At 43.7% G+C, this 25956-nt stretch carries 27 protein-coding genes; 19 read left to right on the top strand and 8 right to left on the bottom strand.

Annotated features, from left to right (window positions below):
* Window positions 1-38: 38 nt before the first annotated feature.
* Window positions 39-767 carry a zinc metallopeptidase gene (locus tag ACFGVR_RS05200; protein ID WP_448701590.1) on the bottom strand — a complete coding sequence of 243 codons (729 nt, stop codon included), beginning with the start codon at window positions 765-767 and terminating at the stop codon, window positions 39-41.
* Between the two features lie 65 nt (window positions 768-832).
* Between ACFGVR_RS05200 and ACFGVR_RS05195 the strand changes: the two genes are divergently transcribed.
* A complete protein-coding gene (locus ACFGVR_RS05195; protein WP_448701589.1) occupies window positions 833-1972 on the top strand; it encodes an NAD(P)/FAD-dependent oxidoreductase in 1140 nt (379 codons plus the stop codon).
* Between the two features lies 1 nt (window position 1973).
* On the opposite strand, the gene ACFGVR_RS05190 is transcribed toward ACFGVR_RS05195, so the two are convergent.
* A complete protein-coding gene (locus ACFGVR_RS05190) occupies window positions 1974-3089 on the bottom strand; it encodes a redoxin domain-containing protein (RefSeq protein ID WP_448701588.1) in 1116 nt (371 codons plus the stop codon).
* A 10-nt stretch (window positions 3090-3099) separates the two neighbouring features.
* Window positions 3100-4401, bottom strand: coding sequence for a UDP-N-acetylmuramoyl-tripeptide--D-alanyl-D-alanine ligase (locus ACFGVR_RS05185; RefSeq protein WP_448701587.1), 1302 nt, complete (start codon window positions 4399-4401; stop codon window positions 3100-3102).
* A gap of 355 nt (window positions 4402-4756) precedes the next feature.
* On the opposite strand from ACFGVR_RS05185, the gene ACFGVR_RS05180 reads away from it, so the two are divergent.
* A complete protein-coding gene (locus ACFGVR_RS05180) occupies window positions 4757-5275 on the top strand; it encodes a hypothetical protein (RefSeq protein WP_448701586.1) in 519 nt (172 codons plus the stop codon).
* A 6-nt stretch (window positions 5276-5281) separates the two neighbouring features.
* On the opposite strand, the gene ACFGVR_RS05175 is transcribed toward ACFGVR_RS05180, so the two are convergent.
* Window positions 5282-6940: a glutamine--tRNA ligase/YqeY domain fusion protein gene (locus tag ACFGVR_RS05175; RefSeq protein WP_448701585.1), complete on the bottom strand. Its 1659-nt coding sequence runs from the start codon at window positions 6938-6940 to the stop codon at window positions 5282-5284.
* A 397-nt stretch (window positions 6941-7337) separates the two neighbouring features.
* Here ACFGVR_RS05175 and ACFGVR_RS05170 point away from each other — a divergent pair, with 397 nt between their 5' ends.
* The 9 genes from ACFGVR_RS05170 to ACFGVR_RS05130 all read left to right on the top strand — a co-directional run bounded on the left by ACFGVR_RS05170 (window position 7338) and on the right by ACFGVR_RS05130 (window position 13550).
* Window positions 7338-7826, top strand: a complete 489-nt coding sequence (locus tag ACFGVR_RS05170) for a cobalamin B12-binding domain-containing protein (protein ID WP_448701584.1) — start codon at window positions 7338-7340, stop codon at window positions 7824-7826.
* A 52-nt stretch (window positions 7827-7878) separates the two neighbouring features.
* A complete protein-coding gene (locus ACFGVR_RS05165; RefSeq protein ID WP_448701583.1) occupies window positions 7879-8661 on the top strand; it encodes an enoyl-CoA hydratase/isomerase family protein in 783 nt (260 codons plus the stop codon).
* 179 nt (window positions 8662-8840) lie between these two features.
* Window positions 8841-9416, top strand: coding sequence for a hypothetical protein (locus tag ACFGVR_RS05160; RefSeq protein ID WP_448701582.1), 576 nt, complete (start codon window positions 8841-8843; stop codon window positions 9414-9416).
* 181 nt (window positions 9417-9597) lie between these two features.
* Window positions 9598-11007 carry a sigma-54-dependent transcriptional regulator gene (locus ACFGVR_RS05155; protein ID WP_448701581.1) on the top strand — a complete coding sequence of 470 codons (1410 nt, stop codon included), beginning with the start codon at window positions 9598-9600 and terminating at the stop codon, window positions 11005-11007.
* Between the two features lies 1 nt (window position 11008).
* A complete protein-coding gene (locus tag ACFGVR_RS05150; RefSeq protein WP_448701580.1) occupies window positions 11009-11215 on the top strand; it encodes a histidine kinase dimerization/phospho-acceptor domain-containing protein in 207 nt (68 codons plus the stop codon).
* Window positions 11216-11290: 75 nt separating this feature from the next.
* On the top strand, window positions 11291-12340 hold the full coding sequence (locus ACFGVR_RS05145) for an AI-2E family transporter (RefSeq protein ID WP_448701579.1): 1050 nt from the start codon (window positions 11291-11293) through the stop codon (window positions 12338-12340).
* Window positions 12341-12439: 99 nt separating this feature from the next.
* Window positions 12440-12709 (top strand): YtxH domain-containing protein, encoded by a 270-nt coding sequence (locus ACFGVR_RS05140; protein WP_448701578.1) that lies wholly within the window; start codon window positions 12440-12442, stop codon window positions 12707-12709.
* 47 nt (window positions 12710-12756) lie between these two features.
* The gene (locus ACFGVR_RS05135; protein WP_448701577.1) at window positions 12757-13134 is read left to right on the top strand and encodes a phage holin family protein; all 378 of its coding nucleotides are present in this window, start codon (window positions 12757-12759) and stop codon (window positions 13132-13134) included.
* On the top strand, window positions 13131-13550 hold the full coding sequence (locus tag ACFGVR_RS05130; RefSeq protein WP_448701576.1) for a hypothetical protein: 420 nt from the start codon (window positions 13131-13133) through the stop codon (window positions 13548-13550). The genes ACFGVR_RS05135 and ACFGVR_RS05130 overlap by 4 nt, the downstream gene beginning before the upstream one ends.
* A gap of 8 nt (window positions 13551-13558) precedes the next feature.
* On the opposite strand, the gene ACFGVR_RS05125 is transcribed toward ACFGVR_RS05130, so the two are convergent.
* Window positions 13559-14497, bottom strand: a complete 939-nt coding sequence (locus ACFGVR_RS05125; protein WP_448701575.1) for a GDP-L-fucose synthase family protein — start codon at window positions 14495-14497, stop codon at window positions 13559-13561.
* Window positions 14498-14579: 82 nt separating this feature from the next.
* Between ACFGVR_RS05125 and trmB the strand changes: the two genes are divergently transcribed.
* The 5 genes from trmB (at window position 14580) to ACFGVR_RS05100 (ending at window position 19705) form a co-directional block, all read left to right on the top strand.
* A complete protein-coding gene (trmB, locus tag ACFGVR_RS05120; protein ID WP_448701574.1) occupies window positions 14580-15230 on the top strand; it encodes a tRNA (guanosine(46)-N7)-methyltransferase TrmB in 651 nt (216 codons plus the stop codon).
* Window positions 15231-15319: 89 nt separating this feature from the next.
* Window positions 15320-15655: an MGMT family protein gene (locus ACFGVR_RS05115; RefSeq protein ID WP_448701573.1), complete on the top strand. Its 336-nt coding sequence runs from the start codon at window positions 15320-15322 to the stop codon at window positions 15653-15655.
* 55 nt (window positions 15656-15710) lie between these two features.
* Window positions 15711-17465 (top strand): ABC transporter ATP-binding protein, encoded by a 1755-nt coding sequence (locus ACFGVR_RS05110; RefSeq protein WP_448701572.1) that lies wholly within the window; start codon window positions 15711-15713, stop codon window positions 17463-17465.
* On the top strand, window positions 17449-19245 hold the full coding sequence (locus tag ACFGVR_RS05105) for an ABC transporter ATP-binding protein (RefSeq protein WP_448701571.1): 1797 nt from the start codon (window positions 17449-17451) through the stop codon (window positions 19243-19245). Before ACFGVR_RS05110 ends, ACFGVR_RS05105 begins: the two co-directional genes overlap by 17 nt.
* 115 nt (window positions 19246-19360) lie before the next feature.
* On the top strand, window positions 19361-19705 hold the full coding sequence (locus ACFGVR_RS05100) for a carboxymuconolactone decarboxylase family protein (protein ID WP_448701570.1): 345 nt from the start codon (window positions 19361-19363) through the stop codon (window positions 19703-19705).
* Window positions 19706-19713: 8 nt separating this feature from the next.
* On the opposite strand, the gene ACFGVR_RS05095 is transcribed toward ACFGVR_RS05100, so the two are convergent.
* Window positions 19714-19860 (bottom strand): hypothetical protein, encoded by a 147-nt coding sequence (locus ACFGVR_RS05095; protein WP_448701569.1) that lies wholly within the window; start codon window positions 19858-19860, stop codon window positions 19714-19716.
* 63 nt (window positions 19861-19923) lie between these two features.
* On the opposite strand from ACFGVR_RS05095, the gene ACFGVR_RS05090 reads away from it, so the two are divergent.
* Window positions 19924-21219 (top strand): nucleoside hydrolase-like domain-containing protein, encoded by a 1296-nt coding sequence (locus ACFGVR_RS05090; protein WP_448701568.1) that lies wholly within the window; start codon window positions 19924-19926, stop codon window positions 21217-21219.
* 108 nt (window positions 21220-21327) lie between these two features.
* The gene (locus ACFGVR_RS05085) at window positions 21328-21900 is read left to right on the top strand and encodes a DNA-3-methyladenine glycosylase I (RefSeq protein ID WP_448701567.1); all 573 of its coding nucleotides are present in this window, start codon (window positions 21328-21330) and stop codon (window positions 21898-21900) included.
* Here the strand turns inward: ACFGVR_RS05085 and ACFGVR_RS05080 are convergent.
* Entirely contained in the window at window positions 21893-22216 is a 324-nt protein-coding gene (locus ACFGVR_RS05080; RefSeq protein ID WP_448701566.1) for a hypothetical protein, read from the bottom strand. The two genes, ACFGVR_RS05085 and ACFGVR_RS05080, sit on opposite strands and share 8 nt — an antisense overlap.
* Window positions 22217-22227: 11 nt before the next feature.
* Entirely contained in the window at window positions 22228-22719 is a 492-nt protein-coding gene (locus ACFGVR_RS05075) for a hypothetical protein (protein WP_448701565.1), read from the bottom strand.
* Between the two features lie 179 nt (window positions 22720-22898).
* On the opposite strand from ACFGVR_RS05075, the gene polA reads away from it, so the two are divergent.
* The gene (gene polA / locus ACFGVR_RS05070; RefSeq protein ID WP_448703029.1) at window positions 22899-25676 is read left to right on the top strand and encodes a DNA polymerase I; all 2778 of its coding nucleotides are present in this window, start codon (window positions 22899-22901) and stop codon (window positions 25674-25676) included.
* Window positions 25677-25956 lie beyond the last annotated feature (280 nt).

Genomic DNA, 25956 nt, shown 5'->3' with positions numbered 1-25956 from the left:
GATATTTTATGACATATTAAGCAAGTATGCTATTATTATCAGTTTCGGCGGTTAAATAAAAACGAGGCATAATATAGCAGTGTTGCCAGCGAACCCAATGCGGCTACAACATACGTCATGGCCGCCCACCACAAAGCATCTTTGGCCTGTTCGTGTTCTTCGGCGGTTTTCATTACGGTATAGTTGTTATTTAGCCAGGCCAGTGCACGGTTACTGGCATCAAATTCAACGGGTAGGGTAATAAAGCTAAAGGCGGTAACCACAGCTAAGGCGGCAACCCCAATAGCCAATACAAACGGGTTATTAGTGAATATAAGCAGCAATACGCCTATCATCAGCGTCCAGGTGGTTAGGGTTGATGCGGTATTGACTACCGGTACCATAAACGAGCGGAAGTTTAGCCAGGCGTATGCTTTGGCATGTTGCACAGCGTGGCCGCATTCGTGGGCGGCAATAGCTGCTGCAGCAACGCTGCGGCTGTAATAAACACCGGGACTAAGGTTTACGGTTTTGGTTTGCGGATTGTAATGGTCGGTTAACTGGCCTTCAACCGAGACCACCTGTACATCGTAGATCATATTGTCCTTCAACATCTTTTCGGCAACTTCCTGTCCCGAAAGGCCTGAAAGCAATCCGATCTCAGAATAGGTTTTAAACTTGCTCCTGAAGCGGGCCTGTACAAAAAAGCTCACAATGGCAACGGCGATCATTAAAAACCAACCGGAATTATAGCCTATATATGCAGTAATGAATGTTAAACTATTCATGGTATTTGTTTTTATAGATATATTCAAAAAGTATTCCGATTATTATCCAAATAGTAAAAACAGTAATGGGGCATAATTATTCGTACTGGGAGCAAACGGCATTTTTAAAGCAAGCCGATGTGGTAGTGATAGGCAGCGGTATTGTAGGCCTTAATGCGGCGCTGCAACTCAAAACTTTACAGCCCGCGTTGAATGTGCTGGTTTTAGAACGTGGATTTTTACCAAGCGGCGCCAGCACAAAAAATGCCGGTTTCGCCTGCTTCGGAACAGTTTCTGAACAATTGGAGCTATTGAAGCACGCCACAGAAGCTGAGGTTGTACAAATGGTTGACTACAAGTACCGCGGATTAAAAAAGCTGCGCGAAAAGCTGGGCGATCAAAACATAGGGTACGAGGAGTATGGCGGTTATGAGCTTTTTATGGATAACCATTTGGCTGATGCCGATGAGGGTATCGCTCAAATTGATTACCTGAATAACCTGCTTAAACCGGTTATTGGCCGGCATGACATTTATGCAGTTGCCAATGAAAAAATTGCAGATTTTGGCTTTAAGGGCGCTAGCCGGATGATCTATAATAGCTGTGAAGGGCAGATCCATACCGGCAAAATGATGCGGGCTTTATTGGCCAGGGCACAGGGCCTGGGTGTATTGGTTTTGAATAACTGCGAAGTGGAACGAATTGAGCATCACGGGCGTGCTATCCATATTATAACAGCGCAAGGCGTTTTTGAAACCACAAAAGTAATTGTTGCCACCAATGCCTTTACAAAGCAACTGTTTCCGCAATTGGATGTAATACCCGGCCGCGGGCAGGTTTTGATAACCAAACCAATTGACGGCCTGAAACTAAAAGGCACTTACCATTTTGATGAGGGGTATTATTATTTCCGCAATATTGATGGTAGGGTACTGTTTGGCGGCGGGCGCAACCTGGATTTTGCTGCCGAGCAAACTACCGGGTTTGGCCACACTGATAAGATAAAGCAAAAATTACTTGATTACCTGCAATACGTTATTTTGCCCGGACAACGATTTGAGGTAGATTACTGGTGGAGCGGTATTATGGGTTTTGGCGAAGATATTCACCCTATCATCAAACAGGTTGAACCCAATGTTTTTTGCGCGGTGCGATGCAACGGCATGGGCGTAGCGATGGGTACACTGGTTGGCGAACAGGTTGCGGAGCTGGCGTTAAATAGTTGATTTACCTTAACACCAGGTTCAGCTGATCGATGAGCGCCTGGCCGTGCAGGTTTCGGCCCAGTATCGTTCCGTCTTTACCTATCAAAACATTATCCGGGATACCCGATACGCCATAGATCAGGGCTGGTACGCAACGGTCGCCTTTCAGATCGCTTACGTTTGTCCAGGTCAGTTTATCCTGAAATATAGCATCTATCCAATCCTTTTTATCAGCATCAAGCGATACACCTAAAATATCGAAACCTTTGTTTTTGTATTGATGATAGATCTTAACCAGGTTTGGGTTTTCGCTGCGGCAAGGCTCGCACCATGATGCCCAAAAGTTAACCAGCACAACTTTGCCGGTGTAATCTGATAGCTTAACGTCCCGGCCATCGGGGGTGCGTTGGATAAAATCGGCAAACCTGTCGCCAACCTTCAGGTTTTTATTGAGTGAAAGATATTCGGCAATACTTTTGCCGTAAATGGTGTTTTTAGCGTCTGCCGAAAGGCTATTGTATAAAGGCTGGGCTTTATCTTTACCCAATGAAGATGCATAGGTATTCAGCGTTTCGGCGCTTACTATCGAGTTTGGATTGGCTTTAACAAAAGCTGCCGACAGCGCGATCTCTTTATTACGCAGGGCCTCGAATTGTTTGGCTATGCTGGCCTGGCTAAAACCAAAACTATCCTTTTTTGCTGCCTGGTTTAAGCTGTCGGCCGACAGGCTTACGGGCTTTATGGCTGCCTCTAATTTATCAGCATCCTGCTGGGTTTCTGATCCGGTAATTACCGCCCCCCTGAATTTGCCTTTATCTGCCTTAAATTCCATGTCGCTGTTCTCTATCCACAAAAACTTATAATCCTCGTTGTTTTTGGTGGTGAGCATTACATTCATGGTTTTGCCGTTCACTTTACCTTTTAGCGTAAACTTGCCGTTTACAATTTGGGTTGAGTCGATAATGTTAAGCTTTTCGTCTGGAGTGGCATCTTCGAGATATAGTTTGGTACTATCTGCAAAACCGGTTACCGTGCCGTTGATGGTAAACCCATCGGTGTTCTTTTTTGATGTACGGAATAAAAACAAGGCAGCTATAATTGCTGCCAGCACAACCAGTATAATAACGAATTTCTTCATATTCAGGATATTAAAATAGATCTACCAAACGCTCAAGTGCCATACCGCGCGAGCCTTTGATCAGGATGGTGGCATTTTTTATTGGATGTGTTTTTAAAGCGGCAATGGCATCATCAGCAGTGGCGTAAAAAGTAGCGCTTACGTTATCCTTGCTTTTGTAAAACTCGCGGCCGATAAATATGCGCTGTTCTGCAGGTGTTTGCATGGCCTTTTCAATAACGCCCACATGTTCGGCCGGTGATTCTTCACCCAGTTCAAACATATCGCCTAATATCAGCACCTTATGTTGGGCCTCCAGTTTACCGATGTTATCTATAGCTACCACCATACTGCTTGGGTTGGCATTGTAGTAATCACATATCAGGGTATTGCTGGCGGTTTGCGCTATTTGCGATCGGTTGTTTTTGGGCTGGTAACCGGCAATACCATTGTTGATCTCATCCGGCGAAAGCCCGAAAAAGTTACCGATGCAGATGGCCGCCAATATATTATCCAGGTTGTAAGCGCCGGTTAACTGAGATTGCACGGTGTGGTATTGATCGCCTTTCAGCTTCCATTGCAGTTTGAGATATGGTGCGTTTTCCAATAGTTCGCCGCTAACGGTACTGCTTGGATCATGGCCGTAATAAAACACATTGGTTAGTTGCCTTTCGGCAACCATATCTTTTAAAATGGTGCTATCATTGTTTACAAAAGTTACACCTAAATGCGCTTTCAAAAAGTCGAACAGTTCGCCTTTGCCTTTTTTAACACCTTCGGCGCCGCCAAAACCCTCCAGGTGCGCTTTGCCCACGTTGGTTATTAATCCGTGGCTGGGCTGGGCGATACTGCAAAGCAGCTCAATTTCTTTTTGATGGTTGGCGCCCATTTCGATTACCGCCATCTCGATGCTGTCATCTATCGATAAGATGGTTAGCGGTACACCGATGTGGTTATTTAAATTGCCTTTGGTAGCGTATGTTTTATAATGTTGCGATAGTACTGCGTTGATCAGCTCTTTAGTGGTGGTTTTTCCGTTTGATCCGGTTAACCCGATGACCGGTATTGACAGCTGGCTGCGATGGTACCTGGCCAGGTTCTGCAGGGCAGTTAAAACATCTTCTACTAAAACATATTGATCGCCCTTTTGATAATCGGGGTTGTCGATTATCGCGTAAGCGGCACCGGCCTCAATGGCTTGTTTGGCAAAGGTATTGGCATCAAACTTATCGCCCTTTAAGGCAAAAAACAAACTGCCGGCAATGATATTCCGGGTATCGGTACTGATAACCGGGTGTTCAATATAATGCTGATAAAGCTCTTGTGTGCTCATTTTTACGCAATGTTGTATGCAAGTTTAAAGATTTGAACCCGGATAACGGGGGTAAAATTGCTAAAAATCGAATGTTACCCGTTAAAACACGGTAAAATATCAGTGATTACACTTTGACATCTGTTTAAAGTTTTAGGGTTATTTGTATCATTCTATTAAAAAGTAGACGCTTAAACCACAACCAATTATCAAATTTTAAAAAGTGGCAACAAAAACAATCTAAAGGTATAAATGTATCAACACTTTAATTGTTTGTGTGTTATTATTTTAAGGAAACCTACTTTTAGTTAGGGTATATACAATCACGAATGCTTATATTAGCAATAACAATATCAGGTACTTAAGGCCAATAGTTATGATCAGGATCAACATTGCTACGGCAAGCGGTTTTACCACCGAAGAGTTAAAAAAAGTAGAAGCGGCAAACCATACGCTTAACAATATATTGAACAGCGAAAAATTCAGGGAGCGGGTATTGAGATTCACAACCGACGGTTTGTTCAGGTTTCACTATCGCCGTTCGTTTTTAGGTAAATGGATAGATAAGCCTTACAGCAATCACCAGGTTTATGAGATCGTTACTCAAAACCTGGGCGATAGCGGCACCGAGATCAAACAGATTGACCTACACCTGGAATTGTTACCCGGTGGTGGCGATGAGCATATTGGCTATACCGATACCAATGCCCGCAAGATATTCACCTACCGTGATTGGTTTAACAGCGTATCGCTTGCCGAATACGCCGGTCATTTAACACATGAGTGGTGCCATCAGTTAGGGTTTGATCATTCAACCAAACCCGAACCAAAGCGCAATCATTCGGTACCTTATGGCATCGGTTCAATTACCGAGGCCATAACGTTGAACTATTAAGCGGTTTTAATTCTTTTTAGCCCAGCCGTCCTTCAAGGTAACGGTGCGGTTAAATACCAGTTTACCGGGCGCAGAAGTTTTATCCACACAAAAATAACCCTTGCGTATAAACTGATAACCTTTACCGCTTTCCGCATGAGCCAGGTCGGCCTCAATGTATGCAGTTTGGATATGTAAACTTTCCGGGTTTAAAAAGTCTTTAAAATCGCCTTCCTCGCTCGATGGGTCTTCAACTTTAAATAACCTTTCGTACAAACGCACCTCGGCAGTGTGCGCATGCGGTACACTCACCCAATGGATGGTTCCCTTTACGTTAATACCGCTGGTATCATGCCCTGATTTTGATTCGGGGATATAACTGCAATGTATCTCAGTAATGTTGCCATCGGCATCCTTCACAAAATCATCGCATTTAATAATATACGCATTTTTTAACCGCACCATTAAACCCGGACCTAACCTGAAGAACTTTTTAGGCGCCTCTTCCATAAAGTCATCCCGCTCTATCCATAATTCGCGGCTAAACGGAATGTCGCGGCCACCATCGCCACCTTCAACTTCGGGGTTGTTTTCGCCGTGCAGCATTTCTTCCTGCCCTTCGGGATAGTTGGTAATGATACATTTTACCGGGTCTAACACAGCCATACGGCGCCATGCGGTTTTATTCAAGTCTTCGCGAATGCAAAACTCTAATAAACTTACGTCGATCATGTTTTCGCGTTTGGCTACGCCGATGCGCTCGCAAAACTCACGGATAGAACCCGGAGTGTAACCACGGCGGCGCAAACCGCTGATGGTTGGCATGCGCGGATCGTCCCAGTCTTCTACATGGCCTTCTTTTACCAGTTGCAGCAGCTTGCGCTTGCTCATTACGGTATAGGTCATATTCAAACGCGCAAACTCGTATTGATGCGATGGGAATATATTGAGTTTTTCGATAAACCAGTCGTACATATCGCGATGCGATACAAACTCCAGCGTGCATATCGAGTGGGTAATGTTTTCTATCGAATCGCTTTGGCCGTGCGCAAAATCGTACATGGGGTAAATGCACCATTTATCGCCGGTGCGGTGGTGGTGTGCATGTTTAATGCGGTACATCAAAGGGTCGCGCATCAGCATGTTCGGCGATGCCAGGTCAACCTTGGCACGCAGCACCTTGGCACCATCAGGGTATTTGCCCTCTTTCATTTCGGTAAACAAACGCAGGTTCTCTTCAACACTGCGGTTGCGGTATTCATTACCTGTGCCCGGTTCTGTTGGCGTGCCTTTTTGTGCGGCAATCTCTTCGGCAGTGCTATCGTCAACATAAGCCAGGCCGGCTTCTATCAGCTTAACGGCAAATGCATACAGTTGGTCAAAATAGTCGGATGCATAAAGCTCGTTGGCCCAGTTAAAGCCCAGCCATTTTACGTCTTCTTTAATGCTGTCAACGTATTCGGTATCTTCGGTAACGGGGTTGGTATCATCAAAACGCAAATTGGTTTTGCCGCCATAGTTAAGCGCAAGCCCAAAGTTTAAACAGATGGATTTGGCATGACCAATATGCAGGTACCCGTTAGGTTCCGGCGGGAAGCGCGTTAACACACGGCCGTCGTTTTTGCCTTCGGCAATATCTTCTGCAACTATTTCTTCTAAAAAATTTAACGATCGTTCTTCGCTCATAGTAAGGCAAAGTTAATTAATGTGGGTAATTAATAAAGGACATGGGTAAAAATGGGTGTTTTTTGATTTCGAATTTCGAATGTTCGATTTCGGATTTTTTAAGACGTCATGCTGAACTTGTTTCAGCATCCCATCATACAGAGCGGCTCTGCAATTAATTTAGTCAATCAATCCTTCAATCATTAAACAGCAGGTGGGTATTTGTCGGTATTTTTATAAACTATGCCTGTTCGCTATTCAACATGTCTATAACACTTTCAAATGGAAATAACAGACCTTGGTCAGCCTGGTCAAGTGATATTCTTATACCCTCAATTACGTACTCCGGATAAACCTCAAGCGCATCCATATACAAATATAACCAAATTAACCGGCAGGTAAAAGTATAAGCAGTAATATGATGAACATTACCATCAATCCATTTTTCTTGCTACTTTTACCAAAACGGACCATCGTCACTTTTATGATTAACACCGAGTTTAACCGCCCCATACGTGTACTGGTAGCCAAAGTAGGCCTTGATGGGCACGACCGTGGCGCAAAGATAATTGCTACCACCCTGCGCGATGCGGGTATGGAAGTTATTTATACCGGCCTGCGCCAAACGCCCGAAATGGTGGTGAACACCGCTTTACAGGAAGACGTGGATGCTATCGGCATCTCTATTTTATCCGGCGCGCATATGACGGTTTTCCCCAAGATCATTAACCTGATGAAAGAAAAAGGGATGGACGATGTACTGGTTACCGGCGGAGGCATCATCCCCGAAAAAGATATTGTTGCATTGAATGAAATGGGCGCCGGTAAGCTTTTTCCGCCCGGCACCAGTACCGAAGATATTGTAAGCTATATTACCGGCTGGGTAAAACAAAACCGGAATTTTTAGAAGTTATTGATCTAATAACTCAATAACCACTAACACAATAACTAATACCATCATGAGCTACGAAAACCTGCTGATCGAAACCAAAGAACGCATTCAATACATCACCATTAATCGCGAAAGCAAACTGAATGCGTTAAACAAAGCCACGCTGGCCGAATTAAATACTGCTGTTTCGCAGGCTTTCGCCGATGATGCTGTTGGCGGTATCATTATAACCGGGGCAGGCAGTAAAGCTTTTGTAGCCGGTGCCGATATATCCGAATTTGCTGCTTTTAATATAGAACAAGGCCAGGCGCTTGCACGGGATGGGCAAACCAGGGTTTTCAACCTAATCGAAAATGGCCCGAAACCGGTTATTGCAGCCATTAATGGTTTTGCTTTGGGCGGTGGTTTAGAACTGGCCATGGCCTGCCATATCCGCATCGCGTCAGATAATGCCAGGGTTGGCCAGCCCGAGGTGACCCTGGGTTTAATACCCGGCTATGGCGGTACGCAGCGTTTAACCCAGTTGGTTGGCAAAGGTAAAGCAATGGAGTTGATCTTAACTGCCGATATGCTTAACGCGACCGAGGCTTTACAACTGGGACTTGTAAACCACGTGGTTGCCCCCGATCAATTACTTGCCAAAGCCGAAGAGATATTGAACAAGATATTGCAGAAAGCCCCGCTTGCCGTGGCCGCATCAATCACCGCTATCAATGCTTCTCTAAAACATAGTGTTGATGGTTACGAAACCGAGATAGCCGAATTTGGCAAATGCTTCGGTACCGAAGACCTGAAAGAGGGTGTGGATGCTTTTTTAAACAAACGCAAGCCCGCCTTCAAAGGACGATAAGATGACAAAAACCTTATTTTACTGACAATGGGCTGACTTTTTATTAAAATCGTAGAATTATATTCTATTATTAATCAATCGATTGATTAATGTTTACAATAGGATGAAAAATCTTATGTGTTTTGTGTTGTTACTTTGTTGCGTGATTTAAAACACACAATAATTTAATACATAATAACATGAAAACTTTATTTAAAATTTCAGCAGTAGCTTTAGTAGTATCAGCATTATCTTTTGGTGCTAAAGCACAAACAACATCACAAAATCCATCAACATCTTCTTCAATTCGTTATAGCGTTGGCGTTGACGCAGGTTTACCTACAGGCGATTTTTCTGATACCCACAACTGGAGCTTAGGCGGTTCGCTACAGGCCGATATCCCGGTTGTTAAACAATTATTTGTTACCGTTAACGGCGGCTACAATAATATTTTCGGCAAAACAATCAACGGTACTTCGTTAAAATATACCGATGTGCAATTGATACCTGTAAAGGCCGGCCTTAAATACTTCCCGATACAAAACGTGTATATACAAGGCGAGGCCGGTGCATCGTTCCTGGTTAACAAAAACGATCTTGAAGCTAACAACTCAGCAGCGTTTGTATACGCACCGCAAGTTGGTGTGGTATTCCCTGTTGGCGGCAAAAGCTTTATTGATGCCGGTGTTCGTTTTGAAAACACCCAATCTTATTATACCAATGGCAATTCATTCAGCACATTTGGCTTAAGGGTAGCTTATGCTTTTGGTTTATAATATTTATTCTTGATTTATTAGTTAGCAAAAAAGAGGCTCAGGCCTCTTTTTTTATGTTTTTACTTTACCAAAATCGTGCTTTAAAATATAATTGGCGGTAAATGACATAGTTAAAAATTGTAGAATATTTTTCCCATTTAATAAAATGTAGTAACTTCATACGTACAATTAATATGCTCTCATGAAAAATATTCTCATCGTTGATGACGAAGTTAACGTAGCCACACTCCTGTCCAAGTTTTTAACGCGGAACGGATTTAATGTTACCACGGCATCAACGGGGTCAATTGCATTCGAATACTTAAAGAACAACAGTTATAACCTGGTGCTTTGCGATTTCAGGCTGGAGGATACCGACGGTCGCGAAATATTGAGAAAGATCAGGAGCGAATATCCTAAAACCGGTGTGATCATCATCACCGGGTACTCTGATATTAAAATGGCCGTAGAGCTCATTAAAATGGGTGCTTACGATTATATTACCAAACCATTATACCCCGATGAGATTTTAACAACCATAAACAAAGCCATCGAAACGCAGATGGCGTTATCCGATAGTCCGGCCGAGGCAAATGAAGCAACAGAGGTAAAAGAAACCAAAAAGCAAATAGCCACGCACGATTTTGTGGTGGGCAGCAGCCGCGCATCAAAAGAGCTGGTACATCAGATAGAGCTGGTAGCGCCAACAACCTACAGTGTAATTATCATCGGCGAAAGCGGCACCGGTAAAGAATCGGTAGCCAAAAGCATACACCTCAATAGTACCCGCCGTGATAAACCTTTTATTGCGATGGATTGCGGATCGCTAACCAAGGAGCTTGCCGGAAGCGAGTTTTTTGGTCACGAAAAGGGCTCATTCACCGGTGCACTGGGTACTAAAATAGGTCACTTTGAACTAGCCAACGGTGGTACTCTGTTTTTGGATGAGATATCAAACTTATCGTACGATATACAGGCGGCATTGCTGCGCACTGTGCAAGAGCGTAAGGTGAGGCGTATAGGCGGCACTAAAGAGATCGATCTGGATGTGCGCATTATTGTGGCTACCAACGAAAACCTGCAGGAGGCCATCCGCAACGGAAAATTCAGGGAAGACCTTTACCACCGTTTTAACGAATTTGGTATTAATTTGCCACCACTGCGCGAGCGTGGTAAAGATATACTGCTACTTGCCGACCACTTTTTGGAGGAGGCTAACGAAGAGCTTGGCCGCAACGTAGCCAGCTTTTCGCCCGAGGTTATTGAAAGCTTGCTGAGTTACCGCTGGCCCGGAAATATCCGCGAACTGAAAAATGTGATCCGCCGGGCAACGCTGCTCACAGAAGGGTTGGAAGTGCAAATAAAGGCGCTGCCTTTAGAAATATCGAGCTACAACAAAATGCCCGTTTATGAAAATACAGTACAACAAAGTGCCCCTGCGTCTGTTGTACCACGTAACGATTTAAAAAACGCGGCCATGGAAGCCGAATATGAAACTATTTTGCGTGTACTGCGTGAGGTTAACTTTAATAAAACCAAGGCGGCCGCAATCTTAAACATCGACCGGAAAACGCTTTACAATAAAATGAAGGCCAATAACCTGGATAAATAACATGGATAATACCGCAATGGATGGATTTGAAGAAAACGCAAGCGTGCGGATGTTGAAACATGATATTAAGAATCAGCTTTCCAATATTGTATTGGCGCTTAGTCAGCTGGAGTATGAGATGCCCGAAACCAATGCTGACCAGAAATTTTATTTGGACACGATAAACGATAGCTGTAAAAAAATAAACCAGCTGCTTAACGAAATATAACACCCTCTTTGCTTTAATTTAATACTACCGCAAACATTTAAGCCCTATATTGTTATATGATACAATATATAAGCCATGTCACTCTTTAACTATAAGCAACGCAATAACATTATACTGGTAGGTATAATTGTTTTAGGCTGTTTTTTAATTTATGCTTTACAGGGATTGTTTAGCTCCATATTAGGTGCAATTGTGCTTTTTACCATTTTCAGGCCGTTTTATTTATATCTGGTTGATAAAAAAAGCTGGGGAAGGGGCTGGGCCGCAGTACTGATCATTATCATATCATTTATTGTGATCGTTATCCCATTTTTGGCGCTCAGCATCATGATCATTGACAGGATAGGCGATTTAAAATCGAATAATTTTCCTATTCACGAATGGTTTTCAAAAATTGATGCTTTCGCAGGGTCGCACTTAAACCAGCCGCATTTTGTAGATAGCATTACCAAAAACCTGGGCTCGTATGCTACCGAACTTTTTCCATCGCTGCTGGGCAGTGCTGCCAATATTTTTTTAACGCTGCTTATTCTGTATTTTCTGCTGTATTATATGTTTACGCAAATAAACGAGTTTGAAACAACGCTGATCAAATATGCGCCATTTAGAGAACAGCATGCTTTAAAATTTGCCAAAGAGTTGCAAAATGCCACCTACTCAAATGTATTGGGGCAAGGTATCATATCATTGTCACAGGGCATTTTATTTACAATAGGGCTTACCATAGTTGGCGTAGCCGACCCGATATTTTGGGGTGTAATAGGCACATTTATTTCGTTTTTACCGGTTGTAGGCGTGCCTTTTTTATCCATCGTTTTCAGCGTAATACTTTTGCTGAACGGCAAAACATGGCAGGGTGTATTTTTAGCGGTATATGGCTTTGCATTTATAAGTTATATGGATAACTTTTTACGGCTTGTTATCAATAAAAGGCTGGCCAATACGCATCCGCTCATCACGGTAATAGGTGTTGTAATGGGTATCCCGCTGTTTGGTATATTGGGTTTGGTTTTCGGGCCGGTATTGCTGTCGTTCTTTTTGCTGCTGGTTGAAATTTACGAAACCAATCGCATGGCTGCCGACAGGCTCGACAGGATACACACAAATACCGGACTTGATGAATAGTATTTGAAACAAAGCCATAATATTGGCGTTTATTACGTAAGTAATTTGTTATTTTGGCAGTATATATTACACTAAACTTTAATCATTAAAATCAATATCATGAGCGATAACACAAAAGTAGTAGTTGCCTTGCTTGCCGGACTGGCAGCAGGAGCTGCATTGGGGATTTTATTTGCACCCGATGCCGGAACTGAAACCCGCGATAAATTATCCGAATCGCTAAAAAACCTTGGCGATTCGATCAAAGAAACAGCCGCCGCCGAGATCGATAACCTGACCAATATGAAGGATAAAGTGATCAATAACTTTAAATCGAAATTGAAAGGTGCGGAAGAGGAATTCCACCAGGACGACGTTGAACACGCATAAATGAGTAATGCCCGGATAAACCCGGGCATTATTTTACTTATACAATTATGGAAGACACCAAAGAAGCAAAGCCCGGGTTAACCGACCAGCTTAAGCAATATATTGAAACCCGTATCAAACTTGCCCGCTACCAGGCTATTGAAAAAGGCACATCTTTTTTCGCCAACCTGATAACCGAGGTTTTTGTGTTGATATGTATCGCGTTTACCTTGTTTTTTGCAACTGTTACCCTGGGTTTATACCTGGGTAGTGTACTGGGTTCGTACTGGGAGGGCTTTGGTTGTGTAACCTTATTGTACTTTTTTACGGCTTTAGTGGTTTCTAAAATTAAGCGTAAATTGATTGAGCCACGTATTGTTAACTTTTTGGTGCGTAAACTGTTAAAGCCTAAACCTATACCCACACCTGAGCCGTCACAACCATGAGTGAACCTATTAATAACATTACTGATCTGCGTAACGAAATTGCCCGGTTAAAGGTAGTAAAGGCCGAACAGGAAGTTGCCATTAAGCAGCATTTCAGCAGCCCGTCGGCAATTATCAGTACCGTGTTTTCTGGTTTTGGCAGCAATAAAGAAGGTTTTTTTAAAGCCGATGATATCATCAGCATGGTATCGCGGTTTGTGCTGCCCTTTATTTTAAATAAAACGATTTTCCGTAAGTCTAATTTTATAATTAAAACTCTGGTTGGCTTAGTTTCTCAATCGGCCTCGGGTTTAATCAACGAAAAAAACCTTTCTTCTCTATGGGATACGATCAAAAACCTTATCCCGCAAAAGTGGACCAAAAAGAGCAATATACCTGTTGATTATGGCATACCGCCGTTAAGCGAAACTTATTAGATTATCGGTTAAACCACCGGATATTTTCTTTCTAAAAAATCCTGGTAGGCTAACCCGATACCTTCTTCCAGCTCAATTGTATGGTGCCAGCCTTTGTTGTGCAATTTTGAAACATCCATTAATTTACGTGGTGTGCCGTCGGGTTTGGTAAGGTCAAAATCAATATCACCGGTATAGCCAATTACCTTTTTAACCAGCAGGGCCAGATCCTTAATAGAAAGCTCTTTACCCGAACCGATATTGATAAGCCGTGGCTCGTTATAATTCTGCATCAGGTAATAGCAGGCGTCAGCCAGGTCGTCGGCAAATAAAAACTCGCGCATTGGTGTGCCGGTCCCCCAAATGGTTACGGTGGGAGAGTTGTTAACTTTTGCCTCGTGGAAACGGCGTATCATGGCCGGTAATACGTGCGAGTTTTGCGGATGGTAATTATCATTATAACCGTATAAATTGGTAGGCATTACTGATATGTAATTACAGCCATATTGCGCACGGTAAGCATCGCACATTTCAATACCTGCAATTTTGGCAATGGCGTAGGGCTCGTTGGTTTCCTCAAGCGAGCCGGTTAATAAATATTCTTCCTTTATGGGCTGTGGTGCCATTTTAGGATATATGCAGCTTGAACCTAAAAAAAGCAGCTTTTTTACGCCGTTTATATAAGAGTTATGAATAACGTTATTTTGTATCTGTAAATTCTCGTACAAAAACTGCCCGCGGTACGTGTTATTAGAGATGATACCACCAACTTTAGCTGCGGCTAAAAACACATAATCAGGTTTGTGCTCCGTAAAAAAATTGGTTACATCCGCCTGGTTTCGCAGATCAAGTTCGGATGATGAACGAAGTATAAAGTTTGTAAATCCTTCTTTTATTAGCTTGCGATGTATAGCCGAACCCACCATTCCCCGATGTCCGGCGATATAAATTTTTGCTTCTTTTTCCAAAATAAAGTATTTCCTCAAATATATAAACTCTTGTAATTATGAGTGGCTAATAATAGTTAATTTTGCATTTTTATGAAATAACGTGGGTAAAGATAAGATAAGACGTTTTGCAGAAATTGCCGGATTTGCCAATGTATTACAGTTGGACGAAGGTAAGCCAATGGCCGGAAAATGGAGCCAGGCTTTTTTTAAAAATGACAGTCCGCTGGTTTTGGAGCTGGCTTGTGGTAAGGGTGAATACACCGTGAACCTTGCGCAAATGTTTCCGGAAAAGAATTTTTTGGGGATAGACTACAAGGGTAACCGTATTTGGCGCGGCGCAAAAACCGCAATTGAAGAAGGGATTACTAATGTGGGGTTTTTACGCATCCAGATAGAAAACATTACCGATTACTTTTTGCCCGGCGAGGTTGACGAGATATGGATCACATTTCCCGACCCGCAGCCGCAGTTGAGCCGCGAGAAAAAAAGGCTAACCTCGCCGCGGTTTCTGGAAAAATATAAACAGATACTGAAGCCTGGCGGGTTTATCCATTTAAAAACCGATAATGATGGTTTGCATGCTTATACAGTGGCTATTATTGAACAGCACTGTTTAAAAAAGCACGCGCAAACCGAAGATCTGTATCATTCTGAACATGCTGACGAAGTACTATCAATTAAAACCTATTACGAACGTAAATACTTAAAAGATAACAAAAACATTAATTATGTTAAATTTTCGTTTGCGTAATTTGTTTTAAATCAACAGAGCTACCTTGAGCCCCTTGTTTGTTCGGGTTGTAAGTAGCAGGCTCATAATTTCATTTTAATTAAAGTAATATGGCTGCCGAATCGTTTTATGATAAAGTGTATGATGTTGCCCGGTTAATACCGCATGGCCGCGTAACATCATACGGAGCTATTGCCAAATTTTTAGGCACAGCGGGTACAGCCCGAATGGTTGGTTATGCCATGATGCACGCCGGTGGCTTAAACCCGCCGGTACCTGCACACCGGGTAGTGAATAGCCGCGGTATGCTAACCGGCCGTTTCCATTTTGCCAGCCCAACGCTGATGCAGCAGATGCTGGAAAACGAAGGTGTTGAAGTGGAGAACGACGAGGTAAAAAACTTTAAAAAACTGCTTTGGGATCCGGCGGTTGAAGTGGGATGGTAATTGATTGCAGATCTGTATACAATTTTAAGGTAATAACGAAACGAATTAATAGCAAATGGCAGATACGCAAAAACCGCATGCAGGCGGGCCGCCCCAGGGGCGGGGCATAACAACTTTACTAAAGCCTTATAAAGGGCTTATGGTTTTGCTGGTGGTACTATCGTTGTTTAGCAACGGTATTAACCTGTGGGTGCCTAAAATTATTGCCAAAGGTATTGATGGCTATATAGCCGGGGCTTTTGATCAGTATGGTACTTTATTTACCTTTATTTGGATAGTAGTATTGGTATTTGTTTTAACCTACCTGCAAAGCATCGTGCAAACATATGCTTCAGAGCGTGTTGCCCGCGATTTGCGCACTAAACTATCGGCCCAGATATCCAAACAAAGCCACGCTTATATCGAAAAGGTCGCCCCATCCAAGCTGTTAACTAACTTAACATCCGATGTCGATTCCATTAAGCTGTTCGTTTCGCAGGCGGTGGTATCTATTGCATCGTCTGTGTTCATTATTATCGGCGCAAGCATTTTACTGTTTACTATTAACTGGCGGCTGGCGCTAATGGTTATTGCCATTATCCCCATCATCGGGATCACCTTCTCCCTTGTTTTACGCAAGGTTAGGGCTATATTTTTACAAAGCCGCGAGGTGATCGACTGGCTAAATAAAGTGATCAACGAAAGTATTTTAGGCTCGGCACTGATCCGTGTTATCAATTCGCAGATACCTGAATATCAAAAGTTTTTAGAAGCCAATACCAAAGCAAAAACACTGGGTTTTTCTATTTTGCGGCTGTTTGCCGGATTGATACCTTTTATCATTTTTACCTCCAATATGGCATCGCTTGCCATCCTGTCGATGGGCGGACACTTTGTAATTAACGGCACTATGCAACTGGGGCAATTTGCGGCATTTAACAGTTACCTGGCCATGCTCATCTTCCCTATCATTGTTATCGGTTTTATGAGCAACGTTATCGCGCAGGCCACCTCATCGTACATGCGTATCGGCGCGGTAATCAATGCGCCGGAGCCTAAAGTTGAGGGCATCATAACCGAAACGCTGAAAGGCGATATCGAACTCAAAAATGTGTCGGTATTGTACGGGCAAAAGCCGGCGTTAAAACAGGTTTCCCTTTCGGTGAAGGCGGGCGCAAAAATTGCCATCATCGGGCCAACCGCCGCAGGCAAAACGCAACTACTTTACCTGTTAACGGGCTTAATTCCGGCTAACGAAGGAGAGATACTGTTTGACGGCCACAGTATTGGCGCTTACAACCCGGAAGCTTTTCATAGCCAGGTGGGGTTTGTTTTCCAGGATAGCATCATTTTTAACATGAGCATCCGCGAAAACATTGCCTTTAGCGATACGGTTACCGATCAGTCGCTTGAAAAAGCGATTGAGACCGCCGAACTGAAAGAGTTTATCGACGGTTTACCCGATGGCCTGAACACCATAGTTTCTGAACGTGGCTCGAGCCTTTCGGGCGGACAAAAGCAGCGGATTATGCTGGCACGCGCGCTGGCAGTTAACCCTAAAGTTTTATTGTTGGATGATTTTACCGCACGCGTTGATAACAACACCGAGAAAAAGATATTAGATAACGTGCAGCGCAATTACCCGGGTTTAACCCTGATATCGGTAACACAAAAAATTGCCGCCGTTGAGCATTACGACCAGATCATTGTTTTAACCCAGGGCGAAATTGTTGCCAATGGTACCCACGCCGATCTGATGAAAACAAGTGCGGAGTATGTTCAGATCTATAATTCACAACAAAGCACCAGCAACTATGAATTACAATCTTAATAGCCTTAACACCTCCGAAAAAAAGGCGTCAACATTTGCTGCGCTTAAAAAACTGTTACAGCTTATAGACGATGAGCGCCGTAATTTGATATTGGCGCTGGTGGTTATTGTAGTTAACGCTACTTTGTTGCTAACCGGGCCGCGCATCATTAGCGATACGATAGATACTTATATCCACATCGATCCACATAGTAAAGGTCCTGTGTTTACCCTCGCTCAAAGGTATCATGGCGTATTGCAGCAGGCAGTTTTGTTGTTTGGCATTTATGCAGTGGCGTTTGTGAGTGGTTTCGCCCAAACCCGCATTATGGGCGGTGTTGGCCAGCGCCTGCTGTTTAAGCTGCGCAATACTATCTTTAATAAACTGCTGGAGCTGCCGGTTTCGTTCTTCAATCAAAATAAAACCGGCGACCTGATATCGCGTATCAACAACGATACCGATAAGATCAACCAGTTCTTTTCGCAATCGTTAATGCAATTCATCAGCAGTATTGCCACCATGACGGGGGCAGGCGTTTTTTTACTGGTGCTCAATATCCGGCTTGGCGCTGCAACCCTGGTACCTGCCGTTTTGATATTGCTGTTTACCAGTTTAATATCGCCATGGGTGAAAAAGAAAAATGCCGTTAACTTAAAAAGCGTTGGTGGCATGAGCGCCGAGATACAGGAAAGCCTAAACAATTTTAAAATAATCATCGCTTTTAACCGCCGCGATTATTTTAGGAACAAGTTTAACGAGGCTAATCTGGAGAATTATACAACGGCTATTGGCGCAGGTTTGGCCAATAATATTTTTGTACCGGTTTACGGCTTGTTTTCGAGCCTGGCGCAGTTAGTGGTGCTGGTTTACGGCATCGTATTAATATCAAAAGGTTATTTTACCATTGGTTTTTTGGTGGGATATCTGGCTTATGCTACCTATTTTTATAACCCGCTAAGACAACTGGCAGCGCTTTGGGCCAGTTTCCAAACTGCAATGGCCAGCTGGGACAGGATATCGGTAATATTGGGCCTGGATAGTGACCTCGCATCGGTTCCCGCTGCAGCGGAAGAAGCTAACGCGCCTTTACTGGAATTTCGTAACGTGCATTTTTCGTATTCGGATGATAAAGAGATCTTACACAATATCAGCTTAAAATTTGAGAAAGGTAAAACCTATGCCCTGGTTGGCCCCACCGGAGGCGGTAAAACAACAACGGCCTCGCTTATTGCGCGTCTGTACGATGCTACAAACGGCACGGTAATGCTCAGCGGTCGCGACATTCGCTCATACCCGGCCAATGAACGTACGAAAAAAATAGGCTTTATTTTACAGGAACCATTTTTGTTTACCGGCACCCTGCGCGATAATATTTTATACGGTAACGCCGAATACCGCGATTATACCGACGAGCAACTGGAAAAAGTGCTGCATGACTCGAACCTGGAAAGCTTGCTGCCCCTGTTTGAGAGCGGCTTGCAAACCAAAGTTACCCAGGGTGCGGATAGCATCAGTTTAGGGCAAAAGCAGCTCATCGCCTTTATCCGCGCGGTACTGCGCAATCCCGAATTGCTGATATTGGATGAAGCGACAGCAAATATCGATACGATAACCGAAAAGCTACTGGGCGATATCCTGAAAAAGCTACCGAAAGAAACGACCATAGTAACCATAGCGCACCGCTTAAATACCATTGAGAATGCAGACGAAATATACTTTGTAAACAGTGGCGAAGTGATCAAGGCGGGTTCGTTAAGCCATGCGATGGATATGTTATTGAAAGGTAAGCGGAAAAGCTGATCAGCCACAAAGGAAAACTTAGCGCCTTGACGCCTTTGCGATAGATAAAACCAATACACTAGTGCTTCGTGACAAAGCAATAACTCATTAACCTGATAACACAATAACCAAACCCATGGGAAAATTGATAGAAGACTTTGAAACCTATCGTACCAAAATGAACGATAGGATAATGGAAACCGCCAACACCAATATCAAACGGTTTTTTGCTTTGGATACCACCACCTATGCCGATGGCGCTTTGGATGTAAAGACCAAAGAAATGCTGGGCCTGGTAGCCAGTATGGTGCTCCGTTGCGACGATTGTATTAAATACCACCTGGGCAAATGCCACGAAGCCGGTGTTAAGCACGACGAGATGAATGAAGTGTTTATGATCGCTAACCTGGTTGGCGGTTCGATAGTTATCCCGCATTACCGCAGGGCGGTTGAGTATTGGGATGAGCTGAACGAGGTTTAGTTTAGCTGCTATTTAACTTTCACCATATGCATTTTTAAAGCGGTTTGTTTACCATCTTTAATGCCTATTTTAAAAATATCTTTGCAAACGGTGTAGCCAAATAACATTACAAAAACGGCTATAAAGGTTGCAATACGGGGTGCTTTAGTTTTCATATACCTGTATTTTTTGCAAGGTAATAAATTTACATCTTTATTTGTCTAAAGTTCGCCCCCGATATGAAAAAACCTCTGTGGCTTTTTTTAGCCGTTATAACTCCGTTGTGTTTATTTGCGCAAAAACCTGTACCAGTTAAACCACGCATACTCATCAGCACCGATATCGGCGGCACCGACCCAGACGATAATCAATCGATGGCGCATTTTCTGATGTACAGCGACAAGTTTCAAACTGAGGGGCTGGTATCATCGCCGTCTTACGGCTACGGGACCAAGCAGAATATTTTAACGATGATCGATCTGTATGAGAAAGATCTGCCTAAATTGGAAAAGCACATTAAAAATTATCCATCGCCCGCTTCCTTGCGCGCCATTTGTAAACAGGGCAGGCAGGGCGCGGCACCATTTAAGGGTTATGGCAAAGCTACCGAAGGTTCGGACTGGATCATTAAATGCGCCAAAAAGAAAAGCACACAGCCGCTTTGGATATTAGGCTGGGGCGGTTTGGAAGATGTGGCCCAGGCGCTGCATGATGACCCCTCGATAGTGTCAAATATCAGGGTTTACTGGATTGGCGGCCCCAACAAAAAATGGAGCGCCAACAGTTATGCCTATATCGTGCAAAATTTCCCTAAGCTGTGGTTTATCGAAAATAATAGTTCATACTATGGCTTTTTCTCCAGCAGCAACGCGCCGGATAGTTTAAAGAGCAATGATTATTACGACAGGTATATCCGGGGCGCGGGATATTTGGGTGAGGATTTTAAAAACTATTACAAAGGTGTGCCCAAAATGGGCGATACGCCGTCATTGCTATACATGATGGATGGCGACCCGAACAACCCTTCGCGGGAGAGCTGGGGCGGCAGCTTTGTTAAATTTGATCATAGTCCGCGGTTTATTTACAACCGCAATACCACCGTTGCCGATACCGCTACCGTTTGCGCGGTAATGGAATTTCATTTTAAAGGTCCAAACATTAATATCTCGCCCGATTCGGCGTGTATCACCATGGCCGTAAAAGCAAAAATAGGTGTACAAAACTGGGCAGGCTACTACCTGGGTAATGGCGATTACGTGGTGCGCTATTGCCCGAAACAATCGGAAACGGTAAACTATAAAGTTACATCGCCGATACCCGGTTTTACAGAGCAGAGCGGGCAATTTGTAGTTGACAATTTGTGGCCGGGTAAATCGCGGGCAACCGACTATAAACTGGGCAATAACTGGTATACCGACCGTCCTGATCCTGAACTATTCGACGGTAAATTACAAGGAGCAAAAACCATTTTAAAATGGCGCAGTGCTATATTTCTGGATTGGGCTAAGCGCTGGGATTGGTTACGTGAGGATTAGTCCTGAGTCGAGAGTCTTTAGTCTGGAGTTAGTCACGTGTTGAATTGCTAAAAAAATTAGCTTTTTAATTATTAGTTTTTATCTTCACATCACTAAATTAATCAACCAATGAGCCAATCAACCAATGAATTAATCCGCTGTAGATGGTGCGGGACTGATCCACTGTATATGAAATACCACGACGAAGAGTGGGGTAAAGAGGTACACGACGATAAAATATTGTTTGAATTTTTGCTTTTAGAAGGTGCACAGGCAGGTTTGAGCTGGATCACCATTTTACGCAGGCGTGAAAATTATCGCAAGGCATTTGCAGATTTCGATGTAGAAAAGGTTGCTAAATTTAATGAAAAAGATGTAGAGCGCTTGTTAAACGACGAGGGCATTATCCGCAATAAGCTCAAAGTCGCTGCCGCCATAAAAAATGCGCAGCTGTTTTTAGATGTACAAAAAGAGTTTGGCTCGTTTGACAAATACCTTTACAGTTTTATGCCGGAGGGAAAATCGATCAAAAACCATGTAACCGGCATGGGCGATATCCCGGCACGGACGGAAATATCCGACGCGATCAGTAAAGACATGAAAAAACGAGGCTTTAAATTTTTTGGCACCACCATTTGCTATGCGCACATGCAGGCCACCGGCATGGTGAACGACCATGTAGCCAATTGTTCATTTAGATGATGGTGAGCGCCGCGTTTACAGCTGTCCAGAATATATCCAAGGCCGCGTTGGCTGCAGCCTGGGCAACGGCCAACGCCATTACTTCGGTGGCCAGCAACTGAGCCTGCAGGGTAGTTTTCATATCATCGAGGTACGATTTCAGTTGATCGGTGGTCATGCCGCCGCTGATGGTTGCCATGGCCATATCTGCCAAAATATTTTTATTGGTCTGTTCAAAAGTTAACCAGATCGCTTGCGCCTGCGGCCATGCGGTGGTGACTGTGCTTTGTACAGCGCCTTCCATGCTTTGAAGTACCGCAGAAATATCAAATGCCATATTTTAATAGTTTAAGGGTTAGTGGTTGTTGTGCTGGTTTGGCTGGCCCCAAGGGTTTTCACACGCTCGGATACTTCCATAGCCTGCATTTTGCTCAGCATAAAATCGCGGTTAAGCGTTATCTGGAAATCCTGTAGTGTACCGGCGGTTTTATGCATGGCCTCGTATTTTATCCATTGGTTAAGCGTAAGCTTGCAAATAGTATCCTGCTGGGCGTTTTTTGCGCGTGTACAGTTAATGTTGTACAACGAACGTAATTGTACCTCGATAGCAGCATAAGCAGATGCAAAGTTAGTATAGGCCCTGTTAGGATTGCCAGCAGTGGTGGTAGCTAACATTTGGGTATAAAAGCTATCAATATTAGTAGTGGTTGTAGTTATCTGGGTGTGTATAGTGCTATCATAAGCCGATATTAACTGAACCTTACATGCCGTAATCGACAGGGTAAAAGCAGTTAATAATAATAAAACTATTCTGCGTTTTTGGATGATGAGTTTGTTCATGCCCGGTATTATAGAGATGTTTTAAATTATCATAAAAATAGAATTATATTTTAATACTTAACTATAAAATGTGGGTTAGCCAACAAAATAATATGTTTCGTTAACATGTCAATAATTCTAAATTTGTAACTGATCAAAAATCAGGCACCGTGAACAAAAAACTTTTTTTATTGGATGGTATGGCCCTTATTTACCGGGCTCACTTTGCGTTAAGTAAAACCCCGCGCTTTACCTCTACGGGTATCAACACATCGGCAGTAATGGGCTTTACCAATACCCTGTTAGAGGTTTTGAAAAAAGAAAAGCCAACACACATGGCCGTGGTTTTTGATACCGAAGCGCCAACCGAGCGCCATACCGATTTTGCGGATTACAAGGCGCACCGCCAGGCCATGCCCGAAGATCTGGCAACTGCCTTACCCTATATCTTCAAAGTGGTTTTAGGTTTTAACATACCGCTCATCACTTCGGATGGTTTTGAGGCCGATGACATCATTGGTACACTGGCTAAAAAAGCCGAAAAAGCCGGTTACCAGGTTTACTGCATGACACCGGATAAGGATTTTGCGCAGCTGGTATCCGAAAATATATTTATTTACAAGCCCGCCCGTATGGGGAACGAAATGGAGATACTAGGTGTAAAGGAAGTTTTGGAGAAATGGGAAATTGAACGCCCCGAGCAGGTTATCGATATTTTAGGCTTATGGGGTGATGCCGTTGATGGCATTCCGGGCATTCCCGGCGTTGGCGAAAAAACAGCCAAGCAGCTCATCAAACAATATGGCTCGATGGAGAATATCATTGCCAACAGCCACGAGTTAAAAGGCAAGCTGCGCGAAAATGTGGAGCAGTTTGCCGAGCAGGGCATCATGTCAAAAAAACTGGCGACTATTATTTTGGATGCGCCGGTTGAACTGGATGAAGCCGGGCTGGAAATGTGCGACCCGAGTCGCGACCTGTTAGAGCCGCTGTTTGCTGAGCTGGAATTTAGAACACTTGGCCGCCGTGTATTTGGCGATGGCTTTAGTATTACCGAAACCAAAGCAGTAAGCATACAAACCGACTTGTTTGGAGCTCCCGTTGATGGCGGACACACCACCATGACTGTTGACGTGACCGACATCCACGAAGAGCCATTGCCGGCAAAACACATCGGTAATACCGAACACGAATACCATTTGGCAGATACCTTTGAGAAACGTGCCGAACTGATCAAAATATTGAGCCAGCAAAAAAGCATTTGTTTTGATACCGAAACTACGGGTACCGATGCTAACCAATGCGATCTGGTAGGCATGTCGTTCTCCATAAAAAAGGGCGAGGCCTGGTACGTGCCGGTGCCTGTTGACTGTGATTTGATCCAACCGATAGTTGATGAATTTAAACCCATATTTGAGAACGAGGCGATCGGCAAAATAGGGCAGAACATCAAATTTGATATGCTGGTGCTGAAATACTACGGTGTTGAAATGCGTGGCGAACTGTTTGACACCATGCTGGCGCATTATATCATCGACCCGGATACCCGCCACGGTATGGATGTATTGTCGGAAAATTACCTGGGTTACTCTCCGGTTTCCATCACTACGCTGATTGGCGCCAAAGGCAAGAACCAAGGTAACATGCGTGATGTGGAGATAGAGAAGATAAAAGAATATGCCGCCGAGGATGCCGATATTACACTGCAGCTTAAAGAGATTTTTGAACCTAAACTAAAAGAAGTTAACGGCACCAAACTGGCTACGGATATTGAAAACCCTTTAATTTACGCGTTGGCGGATATTGAATTTGAGGGTGTAAAAATAGACCACGAAACGCTGAAAGAGTTTTCGAAAGAACTGGAAACCGATATAGCCAAACTTGAAAAAACGGTTTACGAAAAAGCAGGTGTTCGGTTCAATATCGCTTCGCCAAAGCAATTGGGCGAAGTGCTGTTTGAAAAACTGCTGCTTGACCCGAAAGCTAAAAAAACCAAAACCGGCCAGTACCAAACCGGCGAAGATGTACTGATGGGGTTGGCAGCGAAGAGTGATATCGTGCGCGATATTTTAGACTTCCGTCAGCTGCAAAAGCTCAAATCAACTTATGTTGATGCACTGCCGCTGATGGTAAACCCCAAAACAGGCCGGGTGCATACCTCGTACAACCAGGCTGTGGCTGCTACCGGCAGGTTAAGTTCGGTTAATCCTAACCTGCAAAACATACCCATCCGTACCGAGCGTGGCCGCGAAGTGCGTAAGGCGTTTATCCCGCGTAATGAAGACCATGTGATCGTATCGGCGGATTATTCGCAGATAGAGCTACGTATTATTGCCGAGATCAGTAAGGATGCCAATATGATGGATGCTTTTGTTCAGGGCATCGACATCCACACCGCTACAGCAGCAAAGGTGTATGGCAAAACTTTAGAAGAAGTTGACGGCACCATGCGCCGTAATGCAAAAGCGGTAAACTTCGGTATTATTTATGGGCAATCGGCTTTTGGCCTGTCGCAAAACTTAGGCATTCCCCGTAAGGAAGCAGCTGAAATCATCGAGCAATACTTTGCGCAATACCCGGGTATTAAACAATATATGGCCGATACCATGAACTTTGCCCGCGAGAACGGCTATGTGCAAACGTTAATGGGGCGTAGGCGTTACCTGCGCGATATCAATTCGGCCAACCAGACGGTGCGCGGTTTTGCCGAGCGAAACGCCATTAATGCACCGATACAGGGTTCGGCTGCCGATATGATCAAGATAGCGATGATCAATATTCACCGCGAGTTTAAGGCACGTAAATTCGACAGCCGTATGACGATGCAGGTGCATGATGAGTTGGTGTTTGATGTCCACAAAAACGAGATCGAACTGGTGAAACCCATTATTATGGAAAATATGAAAAATGCCATTAAAACAACTGTACCAATTGTGGTGGAAATAGGTAGTGGTAGTAACTGGCTGGAAGCGCATTAAGAATCTGACCTAAGCAATATAAAAGCTGTCATTTTGAACGATGTACGAGAGGGAACTATCTCTTGAGCGGGATAGTGCCTGGATATAGCGAGCGAAAAAATCCTCTCCGGCATACTGGTATACAATAGAAGATCTCTCACTATTGCTCGAGATGACAAGTTTTTTAATGAAAATATTTACCATTTTCTCAAAAACACGACTCAAAACACATGTCATTTTGCCAATTTGGCATTTTTGTGCCCGGGTAATCACTATCAATTATTAAACAAAATCGCCCTAT

The sequence above is a fragment of the Mucilaginibacter aureus genome, assembly GCF_053514885.1.
The sequence above is the reverse complement of the archived record's forward strand: the minus strand, read 5'-3'. Positions and strand labels throughout refer to the sequence as shown.